General features: G+C 67.9%; 20 protein-coding genes and 1 tRNA gene. 10 read left to right on the forward strand and 11 right to left on the reverse strand.

The window, feature by feature from the left end; translation table 11 throughout:
* Nucleotides 1-50: 50 nt before the first annotated feature.
* Entirely contained in the window at nucleotides 51-608 is a 558-nt protein-coding gene (locus ACV7GQ_RS07075; protein ID WP_470312815.1) for a DUF420 domain-containing protein, read from the reverse strand.
* Between the two features lie 215 nt (nucleotides 609-823).
* Here ACV7GQ_RS07075 and ACV7GQ_RS07080 point away from each other — a divergent pair, with 215 nt between their 5' ends.
* Entirely contained in the window at nucleotides 824-1,744 is a 921-nt protein-coding gene (locus tag ACV7GQ_RS07080; protein ID WP_470312816.1) for a hypothetical protein, read from the forward strand.
* Nucleotide 1,745: 1 nt separating this feature from the next.
* Here the strand turns inward: ACV7GQ_RS07080 and coxB are convergent, their stop codons facing one another.
* Nucleotides 1,746-2,525: a cytochrome c oxidase subunit II gene (coxB, locus tag ACV7GQ_RS07085; RefSeq protein ID WP_470312817.1), complete on the reverse strand. Its 780-nt coding sequence runs from the start codon at nucleotides 2,523-2,525 to the stop codon at nucleotides 1,746-1,748.
* A gap of 165 nt (nucleotides 2,526-2,690) precedes the next feature.
* Here coxB and ACV7GQ_RS07090 point away from each other — a divergent pair, with 165 nt between their 5' ends.
* Nucleotides 2,691-4,964, forward strand: coding sequence for a DUF6789 family protein (locus ACV7GQ_RS07090; RefSeq protein ID WP_470312818.1), 2,274 nt, complete (start codon nucleotides 2,691-2,693; stop codon nucleotides 4,962-4,964).
* Between the two features lie 3 nt (nucleotides 4,965-4,967).
* Nucleotides 4,968-5,480, forward strand: a complete 513-nt coding sequence (locus ACV7GQ_RS07095; protein WP_470312819.1) for a DUF7979 domain-containing protein — start codon at nucleotides 4,968-4,970, stop codon at nucleotides 5,478-5,480.
* On the opposite strand, the gene ACV7GQ_RS07100 is transcribed toward ACV7GQ_RS07095, so the two are convergent.
* From ACV7GQ_RS07100 to ACV7GQ_RS07110, 3 genes are all read right to left on the reverse strand, one after another.
* Nucleotides 5,477-6,310: a cytochrome c oxidase subunit 3 gene (locus ACV7GQ_RS07100; RefSeq protein WP_470312820.1), complete on the reverse strand. Its 834-nt coding sequence runs from the start codon at nucleotides 6,308-6,310 to the stop codon at nucleotides 5,477-5,479. The two genes, ACV7GQ_RS07095 and ACV7GQ_RS07100, sit on opposite strands and share 4 nt — an antisense overlap.
* Before the next feature lie 104 nt (nucleotides 6,311-6,414).
* The gene (locus tag ACV7GQ_RS07105; RefSeq protein ID WP_470312821.1) at nucleotides 6,415-8,682 is read right to left on the reverse strand and encodes a CDC48 family AAA ATPase; all 2,268 of its coding nucleotides are present in this window, start codon (nucleotides 8,680-8,682) and stop codon (nucleotides 6,415-6,417) included.
* The gene (locus ACV7GQ_RS07110; RefSeq protein WP_470312822.1) at nucleotides 8,682-8,930 is read right to left on the reverse strand and encodes a DUF7127 family protein; all 249 of its coding nucleotides are present in this window, start codon (nucleotides 8,928-8,930) and stop codon (nucleotides 8,682-8,684) included. The genes ACV7GQ_RS07105 and ACV7GQ_RS07110 overlap by 1 nt, the downstream gene beginning before the upstream one ends.
* A gap of 149 nt (nucleotides 8,931-9,079) precedes the next feature.
* On the opposite strand from ACV7GQ_RS07110, the gene ACV7GQ_RS07115 reads away from it, so the two are divergent.
* A complete protein-coding gene (locus ACV7GQ_RS07115; protein WP_470312823.1) occupies nucleotides 9,080-9,865 on the forward strand; it encodes an alpha/beta fold hydrolase in 786 nt (261 codons plus the stop codon).
* Nucleotides 9,866-9,868: 3 nt separating this feature from the next.
* Here ACV7GQ_RS07115 and ACV7GQ_RS07120 read toward each other — a convergent pair whose 3' ends face one another.
* The 3 genes from ACV7GQ_RS07120 to ACV7GQ_RS07130 all read right to left on the reverse strand — a co-directional run bounded on the left by ACV7GQ_RS07120 (nucleotide 9,869) and on the right by ACV7GQ_RS07130 (nucleotide 11,805).
* Nucleotides 9,869-10,555 (reverse strand): protein sorting system archaetidylserine synthase, encoded by a 687-nt coding sequence (locus ACV7GQ_RS07120; RefSeq protein ID WP_470312824.1) that lies wholly within the window; start codon nucleotides 10,553-10,555, stop codon nucleotides 9,869-9,871.
* A 46-nt stretch (nucleotides 10,556-10,601) separates the two neighbouring features.
* Nucleotides 10,602-11,279, reverse strand: coding sequence for a metal-dependent hydrolase (locus tag ACV7GQ_RS07125; protein ID WP_470312825.1), 678 nt, complete (start codon nucleotides 11,277-11,279; stop codon nucleotides 10,602-10,604).
* 94 nt (nucleotides 11,280-11,373) lie between these two features.
* A complete protein-coding gene (locus tag ACV7GQ_RS07130) occupies nucleotides 11,374-11,805 on the reverse strand; it encodes an SRPBCC family protein (RefSeq protein ID WP_470312826.1) in 432 nt (143 codons plus the stop codon).
* A 209-nt stretch (nucleotides 11,806-12,014) separates the two neighbouring features.
* On the opposite strand from ACV7GQ_RS07130, the gene ACV7GQ_RS07135 reads away from it, so the two are divergent.
* On the forward strand, nucleotides 12,015-12,323 hold the full coding sequence (locus ACV7GQ_RS07135; RefSeq protein ID WP_470312827.1) for a PRC-barrel domain-containing protein: 309 nt from the start codon (nucleotides 12,015-12,017) through the stop codon (nucleotides 12,321-12,323).
* Here ACV7GQ_RS07135 and ACV7GQ_RS07140 read toward each other — a convergent pair.
* Nucleotides 12,320-13,780, reverse strand: a complete 1,461-nt coding sequence (locus tag ACV7GQ_RS07140) for a DHH family phosphoesterase (protein ID WP_470312828.1) — start codon at nucleotides 13,778-13,780, stop codon at nucleotides 12,320-12,322. The two genes, ACV7GQ_RS07135 and ACV7GQ_RS07140, sit on opposite strands and share 4 nt — an antisense overlap.
* 158 nt (nucleotides 13,781-13,938) lie before the next feature.
* Between ACV7GQ_RS07140 and ACV7GQ_RS07145 the strand changes: the two genes are divergently transcribed.
* Together ACV7GQ_RS07145 and ACV7GQ_RS07150 are read left to right on the forward strand one after the other, a co-directional pair.
* Nucleotides 13,939-14,012 (forward strand) — tRNA-Lys (locus tag ACV7GQ_RS07145).
* 116 nt (nucleotides 14,013-14,128) lie between these two features.
* Nucleotides 14,129-14,365, forward strand: a complete 237-nt coding sequence (locus ACV7GQ_RS07150; protein ID WP_470312829.1) for a PLDc N-terminal domain-containing protein — start codon at nucleotides 14,129-14,131, stop codon at nucleotides 14,363-14,365.
* An 11-nt stretch (nucleotides 14,366-14,376) separates the two neighbouring features.
* On the opposite strand, the gene ACV7GQ_RS07155 is transcribed toward ACV7GQ_RS07150, so the two are convergent.
* Nucleotides 14,377-14,814: a GNAT family N-acetyltransferase gene (locus tag ACV7GQ_RS07155; RefSeq protein ID WP_470312830.1), complete on the reverse strand. Its 438-nt coding sequence runs from the start codon at nucleotides 14,812-14,814 to the stop codon at nucleotides 14,377-14,379.
* 108 nt (nucleotides 14,815-14,922) lie between these two features.
* On the opposite strand from ACV7GQ_RS07155, the gene ACV7GQ_RS07160 reads away from it, so the two are divergent.
* Nucleotides 14,923-15,147, forward strand: a complete 225-nt coding sequence (locus ACV7GQ_RS07160) for a hypothetical protein (RefSeq protein ID WP_470312831.1) — start codon at nucleotides 14,923-14,925, stop codon at nucleotides 15,145-15,147.
* 81 nt (nucleotides 15,148-15,228) lie between these two features.
* Here ACV7GQ_RS07160 and guaB read toward each other — a convergent pair whose 3' ends face one another.
* Nucleotides 15,229-16,713, reverse strand: coding sequence for an IMP dehydrogenase (gene guaB / locus ACV7GQ_RS07165; RefSeq protein ID WP_470312832.1), 1,485 nt, complete (start codon nucleotides 16,711-16,713; stop codon nucleotides 15,229-15,231).
* Between the two features lie 197 nt (nucleotides 16,714-16,910).
* Between guaB and ACV7GQ_RS07170 the strand changes: the two genes are divergently transcribed.
* Together ACV7GQ_RS07170 and ACV7GQ_RS07175 are read left to right on the forward strand one after the other, a co-directional pair.
* A complete protein-coding gene (locus tag ACV7GQ_RS07170) occupies nucleotides 16,911-17,078 on the forward strand; it encodes a hypothetical protein (protein WP_470312833.1) in 168 nt (55 codons plus the stop codon).
* 6 nt (nucleotides 17,079-17,084) lie between these two features.
* Nucleotides 17,085-17,972 carry a DUF5794 domain-containing protein gene (locus tag ACV7GQ_RS07175; RefSeq protein WP_470312834.1) on the forward strand — a complete coding sequence of 296 codons (888 nt, stop codon included), beginning with the start codon at nucleotides 17,085-17,087 and terminating at the stop codon, nucleotides 17,970-17,972.
* Nucleotides 17,973-17,980 lie beyond the last annotated feature (8 nt).

A 17,980-nucleotide genomic window follows, 5' to 3' on the forward strand; every position in this document is an offset into this window, starting at 1 on the left:
AGAGCCTCCCGCCGGGCGGGGGCTACGGTCCGCCACCGCCGACCGGCGAGTCACCACACCAGATACAGCATCGCGTAGACGACGATGCCCAGCGAGAAGGAGACGAGCCACAGTCCCGCGGCGAGTTTGCCGGCCCGCGGGTGGTTCGTCTGGCCGAGCTCCGAGACGGGGTAGCTCGCCGCGAGCAGGAGGACGTAGTAGACGGCCGGGATCGCCACGATGGCGAGCAGGATGTGCACGGCCAGCAGCGGGAGGTAGACGTACGACTCGACGACGGCCGGCCCGGCGAAGTCAGTCGGTCCCTCCAGCGTCACCCGGTAGAGGTAGAGGACGAGGAACGTCGCGAACAGTCCGAACGTCGTGAGCATCAGCCGCCGGTGTCGACGGACAGCACCGTTCCGAATCGCGCTGATTCCGCCGAGGATGGTGACGATGGCCGCCGCGCTGACGACGGCGTTGACGTGCGGGATGGCCGCGAGGACGGCCTCGGGCGCGCGCGGGAGGACGGTACGCGGAATCGCGCCCAGTACGGCACCGAACACGAGGGCCAGCGAGACGACGGTCAACAACCCGGTCAGTGCTGGGACGCGCTCACGAACAGCTATCATGCGACCACGTACGTCGGTCTCGATAATGTGGGTTGTGACACGGTCCGGGGTGGCGTCTGCGGCCGTACCGTCGGCGTATCGACCCCTTAGGCGGGACCGAGCGGACGCTCTCAGTTCGCGACGACGAAGTGCCTTCGAGCGGCTCACCCCTCTAGGGTCGGCTTACGGCCCATTACCGGTGTTTTACAATACTCCGTCTCCCCTGAGGAGGCCGTGTGACATCCTTACTCAAATGGGCGTACTACCAGTACGTCGGGGCCGCCATGTCGGTGCTGTCCCGGTACCCCGTCGGGACGAACGTCTACGAACGGGACTGGGACGCCCTCGTCATCCTCGATACGTGCCGGGTGGACGCGCTCCGCGAGGTGGCCCCGGAGTACGACTTCGTCGAGGACGTCGACGCCATCTGGTCGGTCGGGTCCGCGTCCGCAGAGTGGATCGCCCAGACGTTCACCGAGCGCCATCGCGCCGACGTCGAGCGGACGGCGCTGGTCTCCGCGAACGCGTTCACGGAGCGGGTCCTGCGAAACCGGGAGTTCCCCGAGACTGGCCGTGGCCTCTCGTTCACGGACTGGCAGACCCTCCGCCCCGAGGACTTCGACTACGTCGACCAGCCGTGGAAGTACGCCGACCCGCCGCCGGTCGGACTGACCCTCCCGCGGCCGGTCACGGAACGGGCCATCAACGTCGGCCGGGAACGGGACCCGGACCGCCTCGTCGTCCACTACGAACAGCCACACCACCCGTTCACGGCGCGGGCGATCGCCGAGGGTCGCGAGACGCTGGAACCGTGGGAGGGCGAACCGTTCGACTACCTCAAGAACGGCGGCGACTACGAGAAGGTCTGGAACGCCTACCTCGACAACCTCCGCTGGGTGCTGGACGAGGTGGAACTATTACTGGCGAACCTGGACGCCGACCGGGTGGTGCTGAGCGCCGACCACGGCAACGCCTACGGCGAGTGGGGGATGTACATGCACCGCTACGCCGTCCCGGTGCCGGCGGTCCGGCGAGTCCCGTGGGCCGAGACGACGGCCACCGATACCGGGTCGTTCGAGCCGACGCTGATGCCGCCGGAGCGAGAGGCCGAGCCGGATACCGACGAACACCTCCGCCAATTGGGGTACCTGCAGTGAGTCAGTGGCGGGCAGCGACGCGCGCGGCCTGCGTGGTCGCGTTCGCGCCGCTCGACGCGTCGGCGGCGCTCCCGGATTGCTGGGCGGCCACCCAGTCGTCGTACGCGGACTGGTTCAACACGACCACGGTGGCGTGCATCCGCGTGTGGCCGGAGCCACACAGTTCAGCACAGTAGAGCCGATAGGACCCGGTCTGGGTCGCGTTCGTCCGCGCGACCGTCGCCTGGCCGGGGAAGATGTCCTGTTTGAGGCCGAGTTCGGGGACGTAGATGGAGTGGATGACGTCGGCCGACCTGAGCGTGAACCGGACGTCCGTGTTCGCGGGGACGACGAGACGTGACTGGGTGGTGACGTTCGAGTCGGGGTAGTGGAACTCCCACCCCCACTGGTAGGCGAGGACCTCTATCTCCGCGTCGCTCTGGAGTTCGCCGCCGGGTTCGGTCGGACCGGCCGCCGCGGGCGTGATGTAGGGGTTCGACAGCACGAAGAACGCGGAGATGCCGACGAACACGAGGATAGCGCCCGTCGCCGCCGTCCACGTGATCTCCAGCGCGGGGTCGTCGATGGTCGGTTTCGGCTCGTCGTTGTTCCGGAACCGGTAGATGGCGTAGACGAGCGTCAGTTCGACGAACAGGGTCAGCGGCAGGGCGACGTACAGCAGTTGCTCGTTCAGCTCGTCGATGGCCGCTCTGTTCAGCGACTGTGCGGCGGCGGGCGTCGTGAACAGCAGGGCGCCGGCGACGACGACACAGAGCCACGCCGCCACGCGACTGAGACGCATTGTCACCACCTTCCGCCGGGCGTCACAAATAGCTTGGCCAGCGGGGGTCTGTCCGGGACTACCCCGTCGTCGGGTAGTTTTATCAGCGTGGGACTGGCAGTGTGTGGCAATGTCGCTCCGGACTGTGTGCCTCCCGACTGTCGGTGGCTACTCGGAGGGACGCGGATGAACCGAGCCGTCGTCGAAGGGTCCGCCCTCGCGGTGCTCGCACTAGGGGCCCTGGCCCTCTGGTTCGTGGCCCGCCGCCGCGCTCGCCCGGAGAGCGACGGCGGGTACACGACCCGCGAAGAGATCCGCTTCGAGATCGGTCGCCTCCAGTCGCAGGTGTACCGCTGGCTGACCACGACGAACCACCGCGACATCGGCCTCCTCTACATCGCCTTCGGGACCGTCGCCGGCCTGTGGGGCGGCGTCGACGCGATGATGCTGCGGACGGAACTGCTCTCCCCGCCCGCCGACATCTGGTCGCCGGAGACGTACAACGCGCTGTTCACCACCCACGGCCTGACGATGCTCATCTTCTTCGTCCTGCCCGTGTTCTTCGGCATCGGGAACTACGTCCTGCCCCTGCTCATCGGCGCCGACGACATGGCGTTCCCGCGCGTCAACGCCATCGGCTTCTGGCTGTTGCCCCCGGCGCTGCTGCTCGTCAGGATGGGGCTGCTCGTACAGGTCGGCGGCCAGTTCCTCAGCCTGTTCCTCCCGGAGGACACCATCGCCTTCTTCCTCACCGTCCGCGAGGTGAGCGTCGGCTGGACGCTGTACGCGCCGCTGTCCGTCCAGCAACCGAACCCGCAGATAGACCTGCTGTTGCTCGGACTGCACCTCTCGGGCATCGCGACGACGGTGGGCGCCATCAACTTCATCTCAACCATCGTCTACGAGCGAGCGGACGACGTGACGTGGGCGAACCTCGACATCTTCTCGTGGAACATGCTCGTGACCAGCGGCCTCGCGCTGTTCGCGTTCCCGCTGCTGGGGAGCGCGCTGGTGATGCTCCTGCTGGACCGGAACCTCGGCACGACGTTCTTCGCGACGGAGGGCGGCGGCGCCATCCTCTGGCAACACCTGTTCTGGTTCTGGGGCCACCCGGAGGTGTACATCCTCTTCCTCCCCGCCTCGGGGTTGATGAGCACGCTCCTCCCGAAGTTCGTCGGCCGGAAACTGTTCGGCTACAAGTTCGTCGTCTACTCGACGCTGGGACTCGGCGTGCTCTCCTTTGGCGTCTGGGCCCACCACATGTTCACGACGAGCGTCGACCCGCGCATCAAGGCCTCCTTCATGGCCATCTCTATCGCCATCGCCGTGCCCAGCGCCATCAAGGTGTTCAACTGGATAACGACGCTGTGGGACGGGAACGTCCGCATGACGGCCCCGTTCATCCTCTGTGCGGGGGGCATCTCGACGTTCATCGTCGGCGGCGTCACGGGCGTCTTCCTCGCGGTCATCCCCATCGACATACTGTACCACGGCACCTACTACGTCGTCGGTCACTTCCACCTCATCGTCGTCGGCATCATCCCGTTCCTGATGATAGCGGCGAGCTACTACTGGTACCCGCTCATCACCGGGCGCTGGTACGACACGCGACTGGCGAAGTTCCAGGCGGTCCTCATCGTCTTCGGGTCGTTCGTGACGTTCATGACGCTGCTGGTCATCGGCGGACTGGGGCTGCCGCGCCGACAGGCCATCTACCCGCCGGAGTACCAGCTCGCCCAGCAGATAGCGACCGTCGGCGCCTACGTCATCGGCCTCAGCGCCCTGCTGTGGCTCTACAACATGCTGGTGTCCTACTGGCAGGGCGACGTCGTCCAGACGACGGACCCGTGGGAGCTGAAAGCCACGAACCAGTTCACCCGCGAGTGGCAGTGGTTCGAGGAGCGCATGGTGGAGAAGTACGACCTCGAACCGGCCCAACCGGAGACCACCCGGCGGTCGTACGCGCCGGAGATGGAACCGCTGGGGCTGCTCGGCGGGGTCGGCACCGTCGCCGAGAACGTCTACCGGAACGCGTCGATGGCGGCGGCCGGCGGCTTCGTCGGCACGGTGTTGATGACCGGGGGCATCGGGACCGCCGTCGTCGTCGACGTCCTCGACCCGTCCTCGTTCGCCGAGATAGCCGAACTCGTCGGCCTGCCGGCAGACCCGCTCGTCGGTGCGGCGCTGTTCCTCGTCGGGGGCACCGTGACGTGGCCGCTCCTGTTCCTCGCGTTCCAGGAGTACCTCCCCGGCCGGATGCTGTTCGAGACGGGACTCGTGTTCGCGACGCTCATCTCCACCGGGTTCGCCATCGCGTTCTACACCGGCCAGCAGGGACTGGCGCTCGTCGGCTACCTCGGGTTCGTCATCGTCGCCCACTGGGCCTACGGACTGGGGCTGACCGTGACCTTCCAGTACCTCCGGTCTCGCCGGCGCAAGGCACGGGAGATGGAGGCCTGACAGATGAGCGACCAACCCGAGTCGGTGCTGTTCACCTACCTCGCGCCGTTCGTCGGCGTCCTGCTGGTCGCCGTCGGCATCGGTGCGGCCGTGCCGGGCGGCTACGCGCTCATCCAGGACGACATCAGCACCTGCGGTGAACCGACGATAGCGGTCGAGGGCCCCGAGGAGACCGCACGGCGGTTCGCCGAGGAGACGCCCCAGGTGGCCCGCTTCGAGTTCGAGGCGCTCTCGACGGCCGAGCAGGCGGCGTTCACCGAGGCGCTGGCGGACCCGAGGGGCGAGGCCCACGTCACCGGCGACTTCCCGAACGCCGACCAGTTCCGCAACGGGTCGCTGGTCCGGTACGAGGGCGAGCGTCACTACGTGACCATCGTCTCCGAGAACCCCTGCTTCGAGGCCGCAGCGCTGCAGTTCCCGCTCGGCGTGTTCGCCATCGCCTTCGGCGTGGTCGGCATCCTGACGCCGCCGCTGTACCGGAAACTGGTCGCGCTCGAGCAGTCGGCCGGGGACTAGAGCGCCGACCCGACGTAGAGGACGAGGACGAGCACTATCCAGACGGCGTCGACGAAGTGCCAGTACAGCGACGTCGTCCGTATCGCGGTGTCTCGGTCCGGTGCGTAGTGGCCCCTGAGAGACCGGCCGAAGGCGATACCGATGAGGAGGACGCCGAGCGCGACGTGGAGGCCGTGGAGCCCGGTCAGGCCGTAGAACGCGCTCCCGAGGATGCCGCTGGAGAACGTGAAGCCGTCCCCGACGACGAGCTCGTAGTACTCGACCCCCTGCCCGACGAGGAAGACGACACCGAGCACCAGCGTCGCGCCCAGCAGGCCGAGGTAGCGCCGTCGGTTCCCACTCTCGAGCGCCTCGTGGCCGTAGTGGAGCGTGAAACTACTGGCCACCAGCAGCGCCGTGTTGACGAGGACGAGCGACCCCAGCAACGGCGGGAGGTGGTCGGGCGGCCACGCGCCGACGCGGACGAACGCGTAGTAGATGAACCCCGCGGAGAACGTCGCCACGTCTGAGACGAGGAACAGCACCATCGTCGTGCTGTACAGGTCCGACTCGCCGGCGTGGGACTCCCGGTAGTCCGCGACGAACGCCTCGTTGGCCCACCCCGCGAGGCCGACCACCAGACCGACGGCACCGACCGGGATCAGGGCGGTCGGAACGAGCGCCGGAACGAGGTCGCCGCCGACGAAGAAGAGGCCGGCACCGAGGTACAGCGCCGCGGCACCGAGCGCCGCGACGAGCGGCCAGCGGCTCCGGTGCTCGTGTTCGTGGTCGTCATCGTCCTCGTACCCCTCGGGAGCGTGTTCGGACGCGACGTCTGTCGACCCGGCCATTGCCCTACGGTGCGGCCGCTGGTGTTAAATAATTGGTCCGGCCGGGAATCGATACACGGGCGAAAAAACCGACACTACCCCCGAGCGGAGGACGGGTGGCCGGGCTACTGGAACGTCCGGCCGACCTTGTCCTCTTCGAGCTCGGGTTCGGCGGTGTCGAAGCGCTTCTCTATCTCGTCGTAGCGCTCCCGGGTCTCGTCGGTGACGCTCGGGCCCACCTCGTCGAGTGCGTGTTCGAAGTGGTCCATCGTCACGCGGACGTTCCCGACCGAGTCACCGATCTCCTCGGGGTCGACGCTGTTGATGAACTCGCGGGTCGCGGCCATCGACGCCTCGCGGCAGACGGCCTCGATGTCGGCGCCCACGTAGCCCTCGGTGCGGCGGGCGAGGCTGTCGAGGTCGACGCCGTCCGCGAGCGGCTTCCGCCGCGTGTGGACGTCGAAGATGGCCCGGCGGGCCGCCTCGTCGGGCACCGGCACGTGGACGTGGCGGTCCAGTCGGCCGGGGCGCAGCAGTGCGCTGTCGATGAGATCCGGCCGGTTGGTCGTGGCGACCACGACGACGTCCTCCATGTCCTCGATGCCGTCGAGCTCGGTCAGCAGCTGCGAGACGACCCGTTCGCCGACGCCGGAGTCGGTCTGCCCGCCGCCGCGTTCGGTGGCGATGGAGTCTATCTCGTCGAAGAACACCACGGTCGGGGCGTTCTCGCGGGCCTTGCTGAACACCTCGCGGACGCCCTTCTCGGACTCCCCGACGAACTTGTTCAGCAGTTCGGGGCCCTTCACCGAGATGAAGTTCGAGTCGGCCTCGTTGGCGACGGCCTTCGCCAGCAGGGTCTTCCCCGTGCCGGGCGGGCCGTACAGCAGGACGCCCTTCGCGGCGTCCAGGTCCATCGACTCGAACACCTCGCCGTACTCCAGCGGCCACTGGATGGTCTCGCGGAGCCGCTCTTTGGTGTCCTCGAGGCCACCGACGGAGTCCCACGTGACCTCGGGCACCTCGACGAACACCTCACGGAGCGCCGAGGGTTCGATGCCCTTCATCGCGTCGCGGACGTCGTCGTCGCTGATCTCCAGCTTCTCCAGCACCTCCGCGTCTATCTCCTCGGATTCGAGGTCGAGTTCCGGGCGGATGCGCCGGAGCGCGTTCATCGCGCTCTCTTTGGTGAGGGAGGCGAGGTCGGCGCCGACGAACCCGTGGGTGTTCTCGGCGTAGCTGTCGAGGTCGATCTCCTCGGCCAGCGGCATCCCGCGGGTGTGGACCTGCAGGATCTCCTTGCGGCCCTCCTTGTCCGGGACGCCGATCTCGATCTCGCGGTCGAAGCGGCCGCCACGGCGGAGCGCGGGGTCGATGGCGTCGACGCGGTTGGTCGCGCCGATGACGATGACCTGCCCGCGCTCCTCGAGACCGTCCATCAGCGAGAGGAGCTGGGCGACGACCCGGCGCTCGACGTCGCCCTGGGTCTCGCCGCGCTTGGGAGCGATGGAGTCGATCTCGTCGATGAAGACGATGGCGGGGGAGTTCTCGGAGGCCTCGTCGAACACCTCACGGAGTTGCTCCTCGCTCTCGCCGTAGTACTTCGACATGATCTCCGGCCCGGAGATGGTCGTGAAGTAGGCGTCTATCTCGTTGGCGACGGCCTTCGCCATCAGGGTCTTCCCCGTGCCGGGCGGGCCGTGCAGGAGGACGCCCTTCGGCGGCTCGATGCCCAGCTGCTGGAACAGCTCGGGGTGTCGCATCGGGAGCTCTATCATCTCCCGGACCTGCTCGAGCTCGTCGTCGAGGCCACCGATGTCCTCGTAGGTCACGTCGGGCGAGCCACGGTCGGCCGCGCCCTCCTCGCCGCGGATCTGTTCGGCCGGCTTCTCGCTGACCTGGATCTCCGTGGAGTCGGTGACGACGACGGTCCCCGTGGGGTCGGTGTCGGCGATCTTCAGCGGGATCTTCTGGCCGGACATCGACGAGAGCGGTCCGAGGCCGAAGCTCACCGGGACGGTCTGGCCCTGCGTGACGGCCTGCCCGCTGAGGTTGTTCCGTATCATCGGACCCACGTTCCCGCGGACGCGGAGGTTCTGCGGGAGCGCGACCGTGACGTTCGTGGCCGGCTTCACGTCGGCCTTCTCGACGGTGACGCTGTCGTCGATACCGACGCCGGCCTCCTGCCGGAGCTGGCCGTCGATGCGGACGATGCCCTTCGCCTCGTCCTCCGGGTAGCCGGGCCAGACGCGCGCGACGGCGCGGTTCCCGCTCTTCCCCTCGAGGACGATGTAGTCACCGTTCTCGAGGTCCATCTCGTCCATCGCTGCCCTGTCGATGGCGGCGAGGCCGCGGCCCGCGTCCTTCTGTTTGAGGGGTTTGACAGTGAGTTTCATCAGTTAGATTCCTCCTCGTCTGACAGTTCGATAGTGAGGACGCCGTTGTTGATAAACGCTCGTCCGTCGGCGGCCTCCGGCACCTCCTGTTCGTACTGCTCGTCACCCGCGACGACGATGACCGTGCCGTCGACGACGTCGACGCTGGCGTCGTCTAGGGCACCCACGTCCGCCGCGAGCACGACGCTGTCGTCGTACTCGAATCGGCGGAGCGGCGTCTCGTCGAACAACTGCTGTTCTGAATTCATCCTAACCACGAGTAAGCGCGATAAGTATATAAATCTGTCGCTAAAATACGCTATACGGCGGGGAACTAGAGAGAGTTGACTGTTTGCGGTTCACACTCTGTCGGCCTTGGTCGGTTGGCTTTATTTCTCGCCCGCGTGTCCCTGCACGCATGGAGACACTCGACCACGACGGACGGACCACCGCGTACCGAGTCCGGGGCGGTGACGGCGAGGGCCCAGTGGCGCTGTACGTCCACGGCAGCGGGGCGACCCACCGCGTCTGGGCGGCCCAGTACGCGCCGAGTGGCCCCACGCGGGCCGCAGCCGCACTGGACCTGAGCGGGCACGGCGCGTCCGACGACATCGAGACATCGGCGGGGACCGAGACGCTCTCGGCGTACGCGGCCGACGTCGTCGCCGTCGCCCGGGCCGTCGACGCGGACGTGCTCGTCGGGAACTCCCTCGGCGGCGCCGTCGCGCAGTGGGTCACGCTGGAGACGGACTGGCGACCCGACGCGCTCGTGTTGCTGGGGACCGGACCGACGCTCCCGGTGTTCGAGGGGCTCAGGGAGTGGCTGGAGACAGACTTCGACCGGGCCGTCGAGTTCCTCCACGGCCGGGACCGCCTCTTCCACGAGGCCGACGAGGACCTGCTCGACCGGTCCCGGGCGACGATGCGCGAGACGGGCCAGGCGGTCACCCGGCGCGACTTCCTGACCTGCCACCGGTTCGACGTGGCCGAGCGCCTCGCCGAGATAGACGTCCCGACGCTCGCCGTCTGTGGCGAGCACGACACGCTCACGCCCCGGTCGTACCACGAGCGACTGGCGGGCGAGATTCCGGCCGGCGAGTTCGCCGTCGTCCCCGACGCCGCCCACCTCGCGATGCTCGAGCGGCCGGCGGTCTTCAACGAGACGGTAGAGGACTTTCTCGACGCTCGACTCGCGGCCGAGTGAGGCTCAGTCGAGCCAGTAGTACCGCGGGCCCAGCGCGAAGAAGAGGAGTGCGATGGCGAGCATGAGCCGCGGAGCGGCCCGACCGAACGCGGTCGGCGCGACGACGGCGCCGAACAGCACCACGCCCATCGGCCCGACTGTCTTCACGCCCGGCTTCGGGTAGTCGAACGGCGCGACCTGCGCGACGGCGAGGACGGTCACGCCCGCGGCCAGGACGACGGGGTCCGTGACGCCGGCCAGGTACGCCGTCGCGAGGAGGATGGCGCCCAGCGAGTTCGGCATCCCCGGACGCTCGTCGGGCGCGTCGAAGTACGTCGAGTAGAAGGCCGTCCGGACCACGGAGAGGACGGCGTACAGCGACGCCACGAGGACGAGGCCGACGAAGGCGAGTGGTCTGCCGGCCTCGAAGCCGCCGACGGCGTCGGTCAGCAGGACGTAGACGAACAGGCTCGGCGTGACGCCGAAGGAGACCACGTCGGTTATCGAGTCCAGGAGCGGACCGACCTCGGAGCTCTCGCCGCTCCGGGCGACGATGCCGTCGAGGGCGTCGACGATGACCGACAGGAGGAGGAGGCGGGCGGCCAGATGGAGGTCGGCGAAGGCGACGGCCCCGGCGACGAACCCGACGACGGCGTTGACCAGCGTGACGGCGTCGGCGACACTGAGTCGACGACGCACCTCGAATCCCATACCCGCCCGGTGGGCCACCGCCTACATGAAAGAGTCGAAACCGGCGTCACTCCTCGGGCAGGTCGTAGCCGACCACGAAGCGGGCCACCGTCGCCAGCGTCCCCGTGACGAGGAGGTACAGTTGCCAGCCGCCGCGGGCGACCGGGAAGATGCGGTCGACGTTCTCCGGTTCCGCCTGCCCCGGCGTCGGGTCGACGCCGGTGTCCATCTGTACGGTGCTCGTGTTGCCGATGGACTTGAGCGAGGGACCGCCGCTCCCGCCGCCGTTCGCACCGCTCCCGCCGTTCCACTCGACGAACGTCTGGACGATGCCCCGCTGGCTCGACAGTTCCAGTCGCCCCCTGAAGACGTAGAACTCGTCGTGGAGCGGCCACAGGAGGTTCGCACCGCCCGTGACGGCGTCGAACAGCACGTGACCGACCGCGTAGACGACGACACAGAACCAGGCGACCCGGACGCCGTACGCGCCCCACCGCCCGCGGACGTACGACTCCTCGCGAGCGTAGAGGTCGACCGCCAACACCGCCGCCGCTATCGCCGGGATGACGAGGTTCGTCGTCGCGGTCCGGTGGCCGAACTGCGAGAAGAGGGCGATGAACGCGTCCGCGTCGGGGACCGTGACGACGACGAGGGAGAGCAACAGCGACCGTCTGTCGAAGGCCGCACCGAGCAGGGTCGCCGCGAGCAACCCCACGAACGCGTAGTGGACGACCAGCGATGGCATACGTTGACTCACGACACGACCGGAATGAGTGTTGTGGTGGGTCGTGCGGCACGTATTTATACTGTCGTCCTCCCGAGAGCCTACACGACCGGTCTCATCCCTCGGTGAGTTCGATGGCCCGCCGGCGCACCCCTACGTTCATCTGCTCGAACCCGCGGCGCATCCGCCGACCGAGGCGGTCGACGAGACGGCCGGCGAACGGCCCGTCGATGGTCTCGTGCTGGACGAACCGGGTACTCCCGTCGTCGGTCGGTTCGAGCAGGAAACTGTGTTCGGCGTCGTAACCGAAGAGCCGCGACCGCCAGCGCAGTTCGCGGGGTGGTTCGACCGCTGTTATCTCCGGACTGAACGACACCGTCGGCAGCCCGGGGACCGAGAGCCGCGCGGAGACGGACTCCCCGACGGCGAACTCGCCGTCGACGGCCAGCAGCGTGTTCCACTGCGGGTAGGCGTCGACGTCGGTCAGCACCGTCCAGACGACGCTCGGCGGCGCTGGAACGTCGATACTGGCGCTGACCTCCGGCATCGTGGGGGCGTTAGGCTCGTCCCCTCAAAAGCTTCCCGTGTCGCTCCAGGCTGGCTGTCGACCCCGCGGAAACCGGGTCCCGTCGCTGGCCGACGAGACGGTGTTGGGTCGACGCTGCGAGAGCGCGGCGAGAGGCTGCGTCACCTCGTCGCAGACGGACGTCTGACGCGCAATGAAACTTTAAGACCCGTCCGGCCCAGCAGGAGAGTATGGACCACAGGAGCGCTCCACAGGAGATTACGACCCTCGTCGGGAGAGAGGTGTACTCGAAGAACGGTGTGTTCGTCGGCGAGGTCGAGGACATCCGCCTCGACCTCGACCGCGAGGCGGTCACGGGGCTCGCCCTCCACCAGCTCAACACCGAACTGTTCGGCGCCGACGCGCGCTCGTCCCGCGGCGTCATCGTCCCGTACCGCTGGGTACAGGCCGTGGGCGACGTCATCATCGTCAACGACATCGTCGAGCGGCTGCGCCAACCGGACGCCGACGAGGACGAGGAAGAAGAGGTCCCCGCCTAGTTCCCGTTCGCGCTCTCGCCGCTCGAACTGTCGACGCCCATCGCCTCGAACAGTTTTCGCTTGACCGCTTCCTCGGTCAGTTCCAGCAGCGTGTCGCGGTTGTCGTCGCTCGTGTCCAGTCCGGTGAAGATGCCGAGCGGAATCTCGACGCTCGCGTCCGTCGAGTGGCCGGCCGTCTCGCCCATGTCGCCGAAGGCGTCGGCGAGCACCTTCCCGATGTTCATCCGGATGTCCTTCGAGCGGGCGGCGAGGTAGATGGTGTCGTCGGCGATGGCGAACACCGCCGTCGTCGTGATGCCTTCGAGGTTGAGGAGGTGCTGGGCGGCCTGTGACAGCGCGTCTCGGTCCCGGATGAACCCGGCGTTCGAGACGAGGTGGCTCCCCTGCACCTCGCGGTTCCGGATGGCCTCGGCGAGGACGTCCAGCGTCTCCGGGCTCATCGACGGCGACTCGACCTGTTCGAGGGTGTCGTGGTCGGCGAACGGGTAGAGGTACGCCGCGGCCGTGAGGTCCGCCGGCGTCGTGTCGCGCTTGAAGTCCAGCGTCTCGGCGCGGATGCCGTACAGCAACGCGGTGGCGACGGTCTGGTCCAGCGTCAGGTCCAGCTCCTGGATGTACTTCGTGAGGATGGTCGAGGTGGCCGAGACGTTCGGCCGGATGTCCGAGAAGGCGGCGTCGTGGTCGTGGTCGTGTTCGTAGTGGTCGATGACGATGTCGACCGACTGGACGTCCGGTTCGCCGCCCTTGGCGACGTCGACGAGGGCGAACGTGTCGTAGTCGTCCAGCGAGACGGACTGGCGCGAGGCGAGTTCGATGCCCAGCAGGTTCACGAACGCCCGGTTCTCCTGGTGGCCTATCTCGCCCTCGTAGACGATATCGGCCTCGACGTCGCGGCTCTCGGCGATGGCCCGCAGTGCGGCCGCGGAGGCGATTGAGTCGGGGTCGGGCGAGCGGTGGATGAGAATCGCCATCCGCTCCTCGGTGGCGTCGATGACGTCGCCGAGTTGGGAGGCCTTGTACTCCAGTTCGCCCGTCTCCAGCGCCCGCAGGGCCGAGTCGGCGATGACCGCCGACGGGTTGATGACGACGTCGGCCCCGAGTTCTGTGAGTTCGTCGGCCGAGACGGGGTCGTCCGCCCGGGCGACGATGAACTGGTCGCCGTCCGACGACCGGATGTTCCTGACGGCCTCGGCGTTGGCGGTCACGTCCGAGGACATGATGAGGACGACGTCCCGGTCCTGCACCGTCTCGACGACGTCCGCCTCCGAGATGTCCGCCAGTTTGGCGTTCAGGTCCTGGTCGCGCAGTGCCTCGACGCGACCCTCGTCGGCGTCCAGGATGAGGACGTCCTTCCCCTCGTCGACGAGTTCCTCTGCCACGGCGTGGCCCACGCTTCCACACCCCAGAATGGCGTACGTGGACATCGAGGCCATCGTGATGCCGCTGGCTGCACTCATTGGGTGTGACTGTGGCTGGGACGTACTTATATCACACCGTCTCGCCCACAGGGACGGGGCTGGGAGCGGATTCGAGCACGCAGCCGCCCGGATGTCGGTGTCGTCCGTCGATTCGAAAGGAAACGTATTTACAACGGCCTCCGCAACCATTGAGTGCAGGGCCGGTAGCTCAGTCTGGCAGAGCGACGGCCTCTTAAGCCGTCGGTCGAGGGTTCAAATCCCTTCCGGCCCGCTTTCCTGCGTCGCTGATTCAGACGCCGAGCGACAGTATCGGCGTGCCTGTGGACTCGTCGCGCCCGTCGAGCGGGTACCCGAAGACATTTGTCGGTGTCCCGAGTCGTCCGACACATGTCCCTCCCACTGCTGCAGATACCCGGTGCGGTAGAACTGCTCGTCATCCTGTTGGTGTTCGTCATCGGCCTCGTCATCCTCGTCGGCGCCAGTTACTGGGTCTACTCCGACGCGAAGGGGCGCGGGAACGACAACGCCGTCCTCTGGGCCGTCCTGACCGGACTCGGGTTCTTCATCGGCCTCATCCCGGGGATTCTGGTCATCGTCATCTACCTCGTCGTCGGCCGCGAGTAGCGCTCGGCCGGTCAGTCGAGCGGTTTGACCATCTCGACGTGCGGGATACCGGCCTCCTCGAAGGTCTCTCCCTCCGCTTCGTACCCGATGTTCTCGTAGAACTCGCGGACCCGCAGTTGCCCGTGGAGGAACGCCTCGGTCGCTCCCTGTTCGCGGGCCGTGGTCTCTGCGGCGTCCATCACCCGGACCCCGAGCCCCTCGCCACGGTAGGACTCGAGGACGGCCACGCGCTCTATCCGGGCCGTCGTCCCGTCGACGAACCGGAACCGGGCGGTCGCGACCGGGTCGCCGTCGTCGGTGACGACGACGTGGGTCGCCTCCTCGTCCTTGTCGTCCATCTCCTCGGCCTCCGAGACGCCTTGTTCCTCGATGAAGACGGCGCGGCGGACCGACCGTGCCTGGTCCCCCAGTGCCGCTTCCCCACCGACGTAACACTCGTAGGACGTCATGGTCACCAGTAGCGAACTGAGGGCGGAGTATCTTGCGTTCGACCCGTGCCTCCCGCGTGGGACTTTCGGCGAAAACGTCTATGTGCTGGCAGGTGTACGCGAGCCCGTATGTCACCGGAGCATGCCAGCGACCACGACCACGAGCTGTCGGCCGAGTACCTCTACCCCGCCGACGCGGACGTACTCGACATCTACGAGCGAGACGGGGCGCTGTACGTCGAGGTGGCGACGGTGTGCCCGGAGTGTAGCGAGACGCTGGCGCTCTCTGCGTCGGTCGAGTCGGTCCGCGAGACAGAGGTCGACCTCCCGCTCGACGACGACTACTACGACTGAGGGGCCGGCAACTGTCGCCTCCGGGAGACGACGCCGACCGAAAACGAACCTCTCGACCGACCGCACGACGAGCGTACTGGGTTAGCTGTCGGGGCTGTAGTTCGGCGCCTCGTCCGTGATCATCACGTCGTGGGGGTGGCTCTCCTGCTGGCCCGCCGCGGAGACGCGGACGAACTCGGAGCGCTCCTTGAACTCCGGAATCGTCTCGGCGCCGACGTAGCCCATCCCGGACTGCATCCCGCCGACGAGCTGGTGGAGCTCGGACTCCAGCGACCCCTTGTACGGCGTCGCGGCCTCGACGCCCTCGGGGACGTACTCCTCGCCCTCCTCGTCGTCCTTGAGGTAGCGCTCGCCGCCGCCCTCGTTCATCGCGCCGACCGACCCCATGCCGCGGTACTGCTTGTACTTCTTGCCGTTCATCGTGATGACGCGGCCGGGTGCCTCGTCGGTGCCGGCGAAGTACGACCCGAGCATCACCGCGTCCGCGCCGGCCGCGATGGCCTTGATGGCGTCGCCGGAGTACCGGATGCCGCCGTCGGCGATGACCGGCACGTCGTGTTGGCTGGCGACGTCTGCGACCTGCGCGACGGCCGTAATCTGGGGCATCCCGGCCCCGGTGACGACGCGGGTGGTACAGATGGAGCCCGGGCCGATACCGACCTTCACGCCGTCGGCGAAGTCGACGACGGCCTCGGCCGCCTCGCGGGTGCCGATGTTCCCGACGACGACGTCGGCGTCGACTTCCTGCTTGATCTCGCGGGCGCTGTCGATGACGTTCGCGTTGTGCGCGTGAGCGCAGTCGATGAAGAGGATATCCGCGCCGGCCGCGTCGGCGGTCTGTGCGCGGTCGACCTCGAACGGGCCGACGGCGGCCCCGACGCGCAGCTTGCCGTTCCCGTCCCGGGCGGCCTCGTCGTACTCGCGGCGCTGGAGGACGCCCTTCATCGTCACGAGGCCGACGAGCCGGTTCTCGTCGTCCACGATGGGGACGCGCTCTATCTTGTGGTCGTACATCAGTTCGAGCGCCTCTCGCGGGGTGACGTCCTCGGGGGCCGTGACCACCTCGTCGGTCATCGCCTCCGTGACGGCGTCGGACTCGCCGACCTCGAGGTACGGGCGGATGTCGGTCCCGGAGATGATGCCGAGCACCTCGCCGCTCTCGTCGTCGACGACGGGGGCACCGGAGACGCCCTGCCGGTCCATCATCTCGTCGACCTCGCGGACCGTCTGCTCGGGGTTCGCGGTGACGACGTCGCGGATGATGAGCTCGTCGGCGCGCTTGACGCGCTCTATCTCGGCGGCCATCTGGTCGGCGTCCATGTTGCGGTGGAGGACGCCCAGCCCACCCTGCCGAGCCATGGCGATGGCCATGTCGCTCTCCGTGACGGTGTCCATCGCCGCGGTCAGCACGGGGACGTTCAGCTGGACGCTCTTCGAGACGCGCGTGGCCGTGTCTGCTTCGTCGGGTTCGACGCGGGACTCTTTGGGTCGAAGCAGTACGTCGTCGAAGGTCAGCGCCTCCGGAACGCGGAGTTTCTCGGAGAAGGGCTCGGAATCGTTCGCCATGTAAGCCGTCCACGACGGCCGGGCAAAAACGTTGCGAGACTGGCCGAGACTGGGGCGGAGTGCCACACCAGGGTGTCCGGTCTCGGCCGCTCTCGCGGGACGACTGTCCAGTTGTGTGGAGCAGATTCGCACGTTCCACGCGGTGTGGGGCCGAATCTCACACAACGTTTATACTCCGGTGAAAGATAGTTATAGACATGCGTCTCACCGAATCCACCCCCGAGGCCAGCGGCCCGCAATCGACGTGTGCGACGGCGTCGAACACATTCTGGGTGGATTTCGGGAAGTCGAAGGGGTGGCAATCGACCGTCGGCACGGTCGGCGCCGTAGACACCCATCGGGAACCGGGGTATCCCCGTCCGTAACACGCGATGAGTAGCTCCAGACACCCGGTCGCACTCGACATCGAGCGACGCGTCGGTCGCGGCGGTCGCCTGCTGGCGACGGTCATGGGACTCCCGCTGGTCGACGGCATCTTCCCCGTCCTCGTCCTCGCGGGAGCGCTGACGACGTGGACCGGGATGCTCGAGGTCGGGCTGCTGGTCTTCGGCGGGTCGGCGATGGTCGCCGTCGTCCTCGCGGAGCTGGAGGGCGGCCCTCGCGAACAGGCCAGGACCGTCCTGCTCATCGGAGCGCTCCTGCTCCCCATCGCCGTGTTAGAAGCGGCTCTCGCACCGACTATCGCCGGCGTCGTCCGGCTCCCAATCTTCGAGCGCTTCGCCGGCATCGTCATCATGGCCATCGCCGCGCAGACGGCCAGCGCCCGCATCGGCGAGATACTGCCCCGTCCCGCGATAATCGTCGGCCTCGGACTCCTCGCGAGCCTCGACCCTGCGGGCGCCTCGCTGGTCGTCGAGGCCGACGTGGCGACGATGGCCCGCGCCGCGGCGACGGCGGGTATCGGCGTCGGGTTCGCCCTCGTCGTCGCCCTCGCCAGTCCGTGGCTCCGCAACGCCGTCGACATCGACCGCTTCCGCTTCGGGAGCGCCGTCGCGCTGGGCGTGCTGGCGCTCTCCGTGCTGGGACTGATGCCGACGACGGCGCCCGTCGCACTCGCCGTCCTCGCAGTCACGGCACTGCTCTCGTTCGACCCCGACAACGCCCGCGAGCGACACGCCGAGTACCGGCCCGACAGCATCGACCTCACGGCCGCGTTCGCCGACGGCGGGGCCTCGCAGGGCGTCGCGGCGGACGAGCGTACCGACGACGGTGCCACCGTCGAGTACGACCCCGACCAGGAGCGCGCGCCCTGGCTCTGAGGGGGAAC

Source organism: Haloarcula sp. MBLA0163 (assembly GCF_055632435.1).

Bases quoted from the DNA above. Each gene is read 5' to 3' on its own strand.
- ACV7GQ_RS07075 (WP_470312815.1), bottom strand. From the start codon at position 608: ATGATAGCTGTTCGTGAGCGCGTCCCAGCACTGACCGGGTTGTTGACC.
- coxB (WP_470312817.1), bottom strand. From the start codon at position 2,525: ATGCGTCTCAGTCGCGTGGCGGCGTGGCTCTGTGTCGTCGTCGCCGGC.
- ACV7GQ_RS07090 (WP_470312818.1), top strand. From the start codon at position 2,691: ATGAACCGAGCCGTCGTCGAAGGGTCCGCCCTCGCGGTGCTCGCACTA.
- ACV7GQ_RS07095 (WP_470312819.1), top strand. From the start codon at position 4,968: ATGAGCGACCAACCCGAGTCGGTGCTGTTCACCTACCTCGCGCCGTTC.
- ACV7GQ_RS07100 (WP_470312820.1), bottom strand. From the start codon at position 6,310: ATGGCCGGGTCGACAGACGTCGCGTCCGAACACGCTCCCGAGGGGTAC.
- ACV7GQ_RS07105 (WP_470312821.1), bottom strand. From the start codon at position 8,682: ATGAAACTCACTGTCAAACCCCTCAAACAGAAGGACGCGGGCCGCGGC.
- ACV7GQ_RS07110 (WP_470312822.1), bottom strand. From the start codon at position 8,930: ATGAATTCAGAACAGCAGTTGTTCGACGAGACGCCGCTCCGCCGATTC.
- ACV7GQ_RS07115 (WP_470312823.1), top strand. From the start codon at position 9,080: ATGGAGACACTCGACCACGACGGACGGACCACCGCGTACCGAGTCCGG.
- ACV7GQ_RS07120 (WP_470312824.1), bottom strand. From the start codon at position 10,555: ATGGGATTCGAGGTGCGTCGTCGACTCAGTGTCGCCGACGCCGTCACG.
- ACV7GQ_RS07125 (WP_470312825.1), bottom strand. From the start codon at position 11,279: ATGCCATCGCTGGTCGTCCACTACGCGTTCGTGGGGTTGCTCGCGGCG.
- ACV7GQ_RS07130 (WP_470312826.1), bottom strand. From the start codon at position 11,805: ATGCCGGAGGTCAGCGCCAGTATCGACGTTCCAGCGCCGCCGAGCGTC.
- ACV7GQ_RS07135 (WP_470312827.1), top strand. From the start codon at position 12,015: ATGGACCACAGGAGCGCTCCACAGGAGATTACGACCCTCGTCGGGAGA.
- ACV7GQ_RS07140 (WP_470312828.1), bottom strand. From the start codon at position 13,780: ATGAGTGCAGCCAGCGGCATCACGATGGCCTCGATGTCCACGTACGCC.
- ACV7GQ_RS07150 (WP_470312829.1), top strand. From the start codon at position 14,129: ATGTCCCTCCCACTGCTGCAGATACCCGGTGCGGTAGAACTGCTCGTC.
- ACV7GQ_RS07155 (WP_470312830.1), bottom strand. From the start codon at position 14,814: ATGACGTCCTACGAGTGTTACGTCGGTGGGGAAGCGGCACTGGGGGAC.
- ACV7GQ_RS07160 (WP_470312831.1), top strand. From the start codon at position 14,923: ATGTCACCGGAGCATGCCAGCGACCACGACCACGAGCTGTCGGCCGAG.
- guaB (WP_470312832.1), bottom strand. From the start codon at position 16,713: ATGGCGAACGATTCCGAGCCCTTCTCCGAGAAACTCCGCGTTCCGGAG.
- ACV7GQ_RS07170 (WP_470312833.1), top strand. From the start codon at position 16,911: ATGCGTCTCACCGAATCCACCCCCGAGGCCAGCGGCCCGCAATCGACG.
- ACV7GQ_RS07175 (WP_470312834.1), top strand. From the start codon at position 17,085: ATGAGTAGCTCCAGACACCCGGTCGCACTCGACATCGAGCGACGCGTC.